This is a genomic window from Anaerococcus sp. (assembly GCF_022770135.1).
GTDB lineage: Bacteria > Bacillota > Clostridia > Tissierellales > Peptoniphilaceae > Anaerococcus.
Genome location: NZ_JALEIL010000127.1, coordinates 18571 through 28043, shown reverse-complemented (window position 1 = coordinate 28043; position 9473 = coordinate 18571). Strand labels below are relative to the sequence as shown.

Genomic DNA, 9473 nt, shown 5'->3' with positions numbered 1-9473 from the left:
CAATCGAAATTTATTTTATCGTTAAGTTACCCTTATCTCGACTAAGAGAGTGAAACGAACGCATGGAGAGATCTCATTAGATTTCTCCGCTCACTCCGTTCGGTCGAAATAAGGGTTATTTTGATTTTGTCAACAGTCTGTAATCTATAAATAGATTGATATTTGTTCTATCCAATAGTATTATTATAGTAGATATGGATTGTTAGGAAATTCCGCAAAACCTATCCCGAATTTTTAAGGGATAGGTTTTTTTATTTTTAAGGTGGTGATAAAAATAGTAGTAAAAAAAATACTTAATAATAATTCCGTTATATCTGAAGATATAAATTGTAAAGAAGTTATTGTTATGGGAAAAGGGATAGGATTTAGCAAAAAAAATGGAGATTTGATAGATGAGACTAAAATCCAAAAGATTTTTGTTTTAGAAGACGATAAGAAAAATAACCAGTTAATAAATTTACTTGAAGATATACCTGAAGAATATTTCGAATTATCTCAAATGATAATTCAAAGGGCCAGTCAAAAACTTGGTAAAGACTTAGCTGACAGTATTTATTTATCGCTAACAGACCACTTGTATATGTCCATTGCCAGGTATAGAGAAGGGCTCCATTTGAAAAATAAGCTTTTATTTGAAATAGAGAATTTTTACCCAGATGAATTTAGGCTGGGACTTGAAGCTTTAAATATAATAGAATCACTATTTTCTGTAAAGATGGCAGAAGATGAAGCAGCTTTTATTGCTATGCATATAGTAGTTTCTGAAAATGGCGATGACATGGAAGATTTTTATAAGTCTACCAAGCTAGTCCAAAGTATTCTAAATATAGTAAAATTTTTCTTTAAAGTTAATTTCAATGTGGAAAGTTTTTATTATCAAAGATTTTTGAGACATTTAAGATTCTTTAGCCTTAGGATTTTATCGGGAGAAGATCAGAAAAAATTATCCTTAAAAAATGATTTGCTGCCTTTGATTAAGGATAGATATGTAGATGCCTATCAGTGCACACTAAAGATAAAAGATTTTGTTAATAATTCTTTTAATTATATTTTAGACGATGAGGAAATTCTATACTTAACAATTCACATATCACAAGTAATTAGCGATATAGAGGAGGAGAAAGGGAAAAATAAATTTTAAGTAAGGTAGTTACATTAAGTTGGCTAAACTTTCAATTATCAAAAAATTGGAGGTAAAGATGAAATACGAAAAATTAGCAAATGATATTATAAAATATGTCGGTGGTAAAGATAATATTAAGTCTTTGGTACATTGTTCAACAAGGCTTAGATTTGAATTAGTAGATGAGTCAAAAGCAAATGATGAAAGAGTAAAATCCCTAAATGATGTTTTAACTCTTGTTAAAAAATCTGGCCAATATCAATTGGTTATAGGAAATGATGTAGATAGGGTCTACCAAGAAATAGCAAAAGATTTAAATATTAAAAAATCAAATGACAGCAGCGAAAAAGATGAAAGGTCAATTGTAGATAGGGTTTTAAGTGCAATCACAGGATCAATTGCACCAGTTATCCCACTTTTAGCAGGCGTAGGTATAGGAAAAGTTCTGCTTCTTGTTCTTAGCTTAACAGGCGTATTAGCAGAAGATTCCCAAACTTATATTATGCTTAAATTTATTTTTGATACTGGTTTTTATTTTATGCCAGCATTTATTGGTTTTTCTTCAGCCAAAATATTTAATACTAACCAGTACCTAGGTGCTTTTCTTGGTCTATGTTTAGTAAATCCAGTTTGGATGGATATTGTTAAAGAAGGTGAAGTATTTAAATTTATTGGAATTAGTGTTCCTTTAGTTAAATACACTTCCAGCCTTGTTCCAGCCCTTATGGGTGTATGGATAATGTCCTATGTTGAAAAATTTGTCAAAAAAATTGTTCCTGAAATGATAAAGGTTTTTGCAGAACCATTACTTATTGCCTTAATTATGATGCCATTAACCTTTATTCTAATAGCACCTATAGGAAACTTTATTTCTACCTTTATAGCTAAGGGTTCAATGTTTTTATATAACAAGATAGGAATGTTCGCGATAGCAATCCTTGCAGCTGTTTATCCTTGGCTCGTATCTGTAGGTGTTCATAAGGCTTTAAGTCCTATATCAATAGCCCTTGTTGCAGAACAAGGATTTGACCCGGTGATTAGGGTAGTTGCACTCTGTTCAAACATGAGTCAAGCCGCTGCATCTCTTGCAGTATCAGTAAAAACCAAAAAGAAAAATCTTAAATCTCTTGCATTTTCATCATCTGTGACAGCCTTTCTTGGAGGAATCACGGAGCCTGCTATGTATGGTGTTAATTTAAAATTAAAAAAACCGATGTATGCAGCGATGATAGGTGCTTTTGTAGCAGGAATTTTTGCAGGTATTGTTAAGTTAAAAGCTTTTATATATGTAACACCAGGAATTTTATCACTGGCCATGTGGGTTTCAAAAGAAGAAAACTTCTTTTTCATGGCGATTCTTACAATTCTAATAGCATCAATAGTTACATTTATAGCGACTCTCATAATAGGTTTTGATGACTCAGAATTTAAAGACGAAGAAGAGGAAATACAAAATACTGTAGAGAATGAAAGTAAAGAAATTTCTGTGAAAGATGGCGTACTTTATGCCCCTATTGAAGGAAGTATTAAGAAACTAGAAGAAGTGGATGATACAACTTTTGCAAGTAAGGTTATGGGAGATGGTATTGCTATAAAGCCAAGCCAGGGTATTTTAAGATCTCCAGAAGATGCAGAAGTTACAGCTGTATTTGACTCTGGCCATGCTATCTGTTTAAAATGCGATAATGGAATGGAAGTCTTGATTCATATTGGAATTGATACCGTAAATCTCAAAGGGGAAGGTTTTGAGGTTCTGGTAGAAGTAGGGTCAAAGGTTAATAAAGGAGATGAGCTGATAAAATTTGATATAGAGAATATTCGTAATTCTGGTTATGATGACGATGTAATAATTGTCGTTACAAATTCAGATGATTATAAAGAATTTGAAATTATCGACAGTAGAGAAGTTGAATTTGGAGATATATTGTTAGGAGCGAAAAAATGAAATATGCAGACTTACACATGCACACAAACCACTCTGATGGAGTTTGTGAAATAGAAGATGTAATAATAGATGCAAAAAATCATGGACTAAAGGTAATAGCTATTACTGATCATGATACAGTTAATCATTATGATGAAATTTATAAATACGGAAAAAAACATGATATGAAAATCATAAAAGGCGTAGAGATGAGCTGCTATGACTTTGATGTTTATAAAAAAGTTCACGTGGTTGGTCTTTGGTTAAACGAAAACACTCCCACTATAGAAAGGCTTTGTAACCATACCCTACATTGCAGAAATGAATATCATAAAGAGCTTATAGAAAATCTAAGAAGAAAAGGCTATGATATAAGTTATGAAGATGCTAAGAAATTCTCACCAAACTCTATTGTATTCAAGATGAATATTTTTCAAGCATTAAAGGAAAAGTATCCAGAAGAGATGACTCCACAAAAGTATAAGGAACTATTTGCATCAAAGACGAGCAAGGAAACAGATTTAAAAATGGGCTATATAGATGTTAAAGAAGGTATTGAGGCTATTTTAAAAGATGGTGGCATGCCAATTATCGCACATCCATGTCAATATCATAATTATTCTGAAATTGAAAAATATGTATCTTATGGTCTGAAAGGTATTGAGATAAATCATTCTAAGATGAAAGAGGAAGACTACCCTTTAACTCAAGAATTTGCCAAAAAATTTGACCTATATAAAAGTGGAGGAAGTGATTATCATAATCCAGAACTTATTACATTTGGAGAATATGGGTTAACTAAAGAAGAATTTGATGAATTAGAAGAAAATGCTCTCTCTTTTAAAGAAAACTCAAAATAATTTCAATTTAAAATGCATGGTGTAGTCCATGCATTTTTTTAATTGATTTCTTCTAAAGATATTTGATTTTTGTATTTTTCTTTTTCTTTCATTTTTTTATTATAACAAGATCTGCATAGGGGTTCGTACAAATCTTTTGAACCAATTTGGATACGAGATTCATCTGAAGTTTTTCTGTAAGAGGCCCAGGCATCTTCTCCACAAGACGCGCAAATTGCGTGATGTTTTACAAGCTCGTCTGCTATAGGCATGATTTCCTTTATAATCTCAAATGGTTGGGTCTTATAGTCCATATCAAGCCCTGATACAACTATAGTAATCTTCATTGCCATTAGTTCGTTGAATATATCTATAACTTCTCTAGGTTCGTTAGGGAAGAATTGTAATTCATCAATTCCTATACAGTCTATGTCGTTATTTTTGGCATAAGTTAAGATTTCTCTTAAGTTTTCGACCTTGTGGGCGTCTAACTGTAAGTTATCGTGACTTACAATCTTTCTCTCATCATCTCTACTATCAATAGATGGTTTAAAGGCTACAATTTTATAATTCGCTATCCTCATCCTATAAAGCTCTCTCCAAAGGGAGGTTGTTTTACCTGAAAACATTGAGCCGGTGTGGACTATTAATCTTCCTTGTTTTTTCATAGGATTACTATACATTAAACTTAAAGTTGACTACATCGCCATCTTGCATGATGTAATCTTTTCCTTCTTGTCTTAGTAGGCCTTTTTCCTGAGCCTTGTGGATTGAACCAGATTCAACTAAGTCATCATAAGAAACAATTTCTGCCTTGATAAATCCTCGAGATATATCAGAGTGGATTTTACCAGCGGCGTCTACTGCCTTTGTTCCATTAGTGATAGTCCAAGCTCTTGTTTCCATCTCACCAGTTGTCAAAAACGACATAAGGTTAAGAGTTTTATATGAGTCTTTGATTACCTTGTCGGTACCTGATTCTTCAAGACCGATCATAGCTAAAAATTCCGCTCTTTCTTCTTCATCTTCGATTTCAGAAATTTCTTGCTCAATTTTAGCGGAAACTACAGAAACTTCAGCTCCTTCGCTTTTGGCAAATTCACGAACCTTCTCCACATATGGATTATCCTTACCATCATTTGCAGCATCCTCTTCATTTACATTGCATACGTAAATGATTGGCTTTGTAGAAAGAAGTTGATAAGCCCTAAGCATTTTATTTTCTTCTTCATTTAAGTCCAAGATTCTTGCAGACTTTCCTTCTTCAAGAACTTCTTTGATTCTTTCTAGAAGTTCTACCTCGCTTCTTACACTCTTATCACTTCTTGCAACCTTTTTTCTTTTCTCTAGGACCTTATCTACAAGTTCAAGATCGGAGAAAATCAACTCGAGGTTGATTGTTTCTATGTCTCTTAATGGGTCAACTGATCCATCTACGTGGGTTACATTAGCATCATCGAAGCATCTTAAGACTTCAACTATTGCCTCTGTTTCTCTGATATTAGATAAGAATTTATTTCCTAATCCTTCTCCCTTTGAGGCACCCTTTACAAGCCCAGCTATATCATAGAATTCTACAACTGCTGGAACTATCTTTTTGCTAGAGCTCATTTCTGATAGAACTTCTAGTCTTTGATCAGGCACATTTACAAGACCAACATTTGGATCTATGGTCGCAAATGGATAGTTTGCAATAAGTGCACCTGCTTTGGTAATGGCATTGAACAATGTTGATTTCCCAACATTAGGCAAGCCTACTATTCCTAATTTCATTTAATCACTCCATCCACTTTTTTATTTTTGCAATGATTATATTATAATTGTTTTAGGAGAAATATCAATCTAGATATTAGATGAAATGCTGGCAAAGTCACTTGTTAATCTCTTTTGAGGAAATTAAATTATGTAAAGAGATTATTATTAGTATAATATAGATATATGATTACTTTAAGATTTTAAGGAGAGAAATATGAATATCAACGAACGATTAGAAAAACTTAGAAATCTAATGAGAGAAAGAAATATAGACGCTTATATAGTTCCAACTTCTGATCCCCACCAATCGGAATATCTATCTGATTATTATAAGACACGCGAATTTATATCAGGCTTTACAGGATCTGCTGGAACTGCTCTTATAACTATGAATGAGGCGCTTTTATGGACTGATAGCAGATATTTCTTGCAAGCAGCTAAGGAGCTTAAGAATTCTGAGTTCAAATTAATGAAAATGGGAGTAGAATCTGTCCCTAATCTAATCGAATACTTAGATGAAAATATAGGAGAATTTGGCAAGATTGCATTTGATGGCGAAAATTTTTCGGTAAAAGCCTATAAGGACCTAAGTGAAAGCATGGGAGCTAGAATTTTGGTATCTGATGTTGATTACATCTCTCAAATGTGGACAGATAGACCAAGCTTAAGAAAAGATAAGGCTTGGATTATGGAAGATAAATATGCAGGTGAAAGTGTATCACAAAAGCTTCTTCGCCTTAGAAATATAATGGCAGACAATGATTATGACTACACCTTTATAGGTTCGCCAGAAGATGTCTGTTATCTTTTAAATATTAGAGGTAACGATATTGATTACAATCCAGTTCTCTTGTCATATTCTTTAATATCAAAAGATGAAGCATATTTGTGCATAGATGAAGAAAAGATCCCTGGAGAAGTTAGAGATTATCTTGAAGATAATGGTGTTAAATTATATTCCTATGAATCTATCTTTAAGCTATTAAATAATATACCAGGTAAGAATAGAATCTTTCTCGACCCTGAAAGAACAAATGTCGCTATATATGATAGCATAAATTCTAACGTTAAGGTAAGCCTTGGTACCAACATAACAACTGATATGAAGGCTATCAAGACAGATGTAGAGATAGAAAACATCAAAAAGGCCTACATCAAAGACGGTATTGCCTTGACTAAATTTTTCGCTTGGCTAGAAGTTGGGGCAAAGACAGGAAACTTAAATGAGCTTTTAGCAAGCAAGAAACTCCAAGACTTAAGAAAGGAAGATGAATCCTACATTGAAGATTCCTTTGAAACAATAGCAGGTTATAAGGAAAATGCAGCTATAGTCCACTACGCTCCACAAGCTACAGGATCTAAGACAATCAGAAATGAGGGGATGATCTTAGTTGATTCTGGTGCTCACTATAAGGAAGGAACTACAGATATCACAAGAACTGTAGCTTTGGGAAGACTGACTGATCAGGAAAAAACTGACTATACCCTAGTATTAAAATCATTTTTGAGCCTATTTCTAGCTAGATTTAAAGACAAGACTAACGGCCAAAGACTAGATGCTATAGCAAAATATCCACTTTGGCAAGCAGGTAAGGACTTTTTCCATGGAACAGGCCATGGTGTTGGATTTGTACTTACTGTACATGAGGGACCACAAAGAATTTCTGAAAGAGATGATAGCGGGTTTGTAGAAAACATGACTACATCAATCGAGCCAGGCCTTTATATAGAAGATTCTCACGGAATAAGAATTGAAAATGAGGCTTACGTAAGAAGAGCCATGGAAAATGAATTTGGAAAGTTCAATCAGTTTGAAAGTCTAACTTTTGTACCAATAGATACACGACCAGTCAAGACTGAGATGCTCAATAGGGATGAGATTGATTGGCTAAACGAATATAACAAGACCTGCTTTGAAAAGTTAAGCCCATATCTCGAAGGATCAGAGTTAGAATATTTGAAAGAGAGTTGTAAAGCAATTTGACAAAAAAACAGATTAAAGAGAAATTAAAAGAACTTCCAGACCTACCTGGTGTCTATATAATGAGAAATGCCCAAGACGAGATTATCTATGTAGGCAAGGCCATTTCCCTAAAAAGAAGAGTGCGCCAATACTTTGACAATAATAAAAACAAGGGGGCCAAGGTCCTTGCCATGGTCAAAAACATCGACCATTTCGAATATATTATTGTTCAAAATGAGGTAGAAGCTCTGGTTCTTGAGAGCAATTTAATCAAAAAAAATAGACCCAGATATAATATAGTTCTAAGGGATGATAAACAATATCCCTATATTAAAATCTGTAAGGAAAAATATCCTAGGATAAAGAAGGTGAGGCAAGTTGTAAAGGATGGGGGACGCTACTTCGGCCCCTTCCCTGATGCCTATGCTGTAAATGACGCTATAGACCTATTTCACCTTTATTATCCCTTTAGAACTTGCAATCTGAACTTCGACAAGGGGGCAAGGCTTGATAGGCCGTGTCTCAATTATTTCATCCATAAATGCAAGGGACCTTGTGTAGATAAGGAGGATGAGAAAAGATATTTAAACCATATAGATGATGTAGTTAAATTTCTAGAAAATAAATCAGAAAAAATCCCAGATTGGGTTCTTACTAAGATGGAAGAGTCAAGCAAGGAATTAAATTTCGAAATGGCTGCAAAATACAGAGATTACTATAGGGCCTTATCTGTAATTTCTGAAAGACAGAATGTGACTGAAACTGGAGGAGATGATCTAGATATCATAGCCATGAGCAAGGGGATGAATTCTATTATTATCCAGGTTTTCTTTATGCGTATGGGTAAAATCGTTGATAGGGAACATTTCATAATAAAAAACGATTTTATGGAAACTGATTCAGATATTATGTCTTCGTTTATCAAACAGTTTTATCTTGACATAATGTATGTTCCTAAAGAAATCCTAGTTCAATATATGCCAACAGACTTTGATTCCATTAGCGAATTCTTATCCAGAAAGAAAAAGTCTAAGGTCTATATACACAATCCAAAACTCGGAAAGAAAAAAGAACTTGTAGATATGGCAAGTCGTAATGCTCTCGATATGAGAATTAAGTATGATAAAAGAGCTGAAAGAAAGGAAAGAAAGAAATCCTCTGGTATTAATCAACTTATGGATATACTAAATCTTAAAGATGTATTTAGAGTAGAATGTTATGATATTTCTAACACATCCGGCGTTCTTTCGGTAGGATCCATGGTTGTCTTTGAGGGAGGAATACCAACTCCTAAGGAATATAGAAAGTTTAAAATAAAGACTGTAGTAGGTAGCGATGATTATGCATCCCATAGGGAAGTTCTTACGAGAAGGCTCAAACGTGGACTAGAAGAAAAAGAAAAAGGAAATACCCAGACAGGGTTTGGATCTCTACCTGATTTAATCTTGATGGATGGAGGAAAAGGGCAGGTTACTATAGCAAAAGAAGTTATAGATAGCTTGGGTCTATCCATTGAAGTAGCAGGACTTGTTAAGGATGATAAACATACTACAAGAGCAATAGTCTACAACAATGAGGAAATCGCCATTAACAGGAGAGATCCTGTCTATAAGCTCATATATGAAATCCAGGAAGAGGCCCATAGATTTGCAATAAACTACCATAGAAAGCTGATGCAAAACACAATGAAGACTACAGAGCTAGACAATATAAAAGGGGTTGGCGAGAAAACTAGGAAAAATCTCTACAAGCATTTTAAGACTATTTCAAATATTAAAAAGGCAAGCGTTGAAGAGCTCATGGAAGTTCCTCTGGTGGGGAAAGTTCAAGCCTTAGAAATATACAAATACTTTAGACTGAAAGGATAGA

Annotated in this window: 7 protein-coding genes; 5 read left to right on the top strand and 2 right to left on the bottom strand. The window is 33.8% G+C overall.

What is annotated here, in order from left to right; translation table 11 throughout:
* Window positions 1–262 precede the first annotated feature (262 nt).
* The 3 genes from licT to MRZ08_RS06655 are packed head-to-tail and all read left to right on the top strand — an operon-like array spanning window position 263 to window position 3907.
* A complete protein-coding gene (gene licT, locus MRZ08_RS06665) occupies window positions 263–1141 on the top strand; it encodes a BglG family transcription antiterminator LicT (RefSeq protein ID WP_297380872.1) in 879 nt (292 codons plus the stop codon).
* A 58-nt stretch (window positions 1142–1199) separates the two neighbouring features.
* Window positions 1200–3068 carry a beta-glucoside-specific PTS transporter subunit IIABC gene (locus tag MRZ08_RS06660; protein ID WP_297380870.1) on the top strand — a complete coding sequence of 623 codons (1869 nt, stop codon included), beginning with the start codon at window positions 1200–1202 and terminating at the stop codon, window positions 3066–3068.
* A complete protein-coding gene (locus tag MRZ08_RS06655) occupies window positions 3065–3907 on the top strand; it encodes a PHP domain-containing protein (RefSeq protein ID WP_297380868.1) in 843 nt (280 codons plus the stop codon). Before MRZ08_RS06660 ends, MRZ08_RS06655 begins: the two co-directional genes overlap by 4 nt.
* A 38-nt stretch (window positions 3908–3945) precedes the next feature.
* Here MRZ08_RS06655 and MRZ08_RS06650 read toward each other — a convergent pair whose 3' ends face one another.
* Both MRZ08_RS06650 and ychF read right to left on the bottom strand, forming a co-directional pair.
* Entirely contained in the window at window positions 3946–4554 is a 609-nt protein-coding gene (locus MRZ08_RS06650) for a thymidine kinase (RefSeq protein ID WP_297380865.1), read from the bottom strand.
* A 7-nt stretch (window positions 4555–4561) separates the two neighbouring features.
* Entirely contained in the window at window positions 4562–5659 is a 1098-nt protein-coding gene (gene ychF, locus MRZ08_RS06645; RefSeq protein ID WP_297380862.1) for a redox-regulated ATPase YchF, read from the bottom strand.
* 196 nt (window positions 5660–5855) lie between these two features.
* Here ychF and MRZ08_RS06640 point away from each other — a divergent pair, with 196 nt between their 5' ends.
* Window positions 5856–7625: an aminopeptidase P family protein gene (locus MRZ08_RS06640; protein WP_297380858.1), complete on the top strand. Its 1770-nt coding sequence runs from the start codon at window positions 5856–5858 to the stop codon at window positions 7623–7625.
* Window positions 7622–9472, top strand: coding sequence for an excinuclease ABC subunit UvrC (gene uvrC, locus MRZ08_RS06635; protein ID WP_297380855.1), 1851 nt, complete (start codon window positions 7622–7624; stop codon window positions 9470–9472). The genes MRZ08_RS06640 and uvrC overlap by 4 nt, the downstream gene beginning before the upstream one ends.
* Window position 9473: the final 1 nt, after the last annotated feature.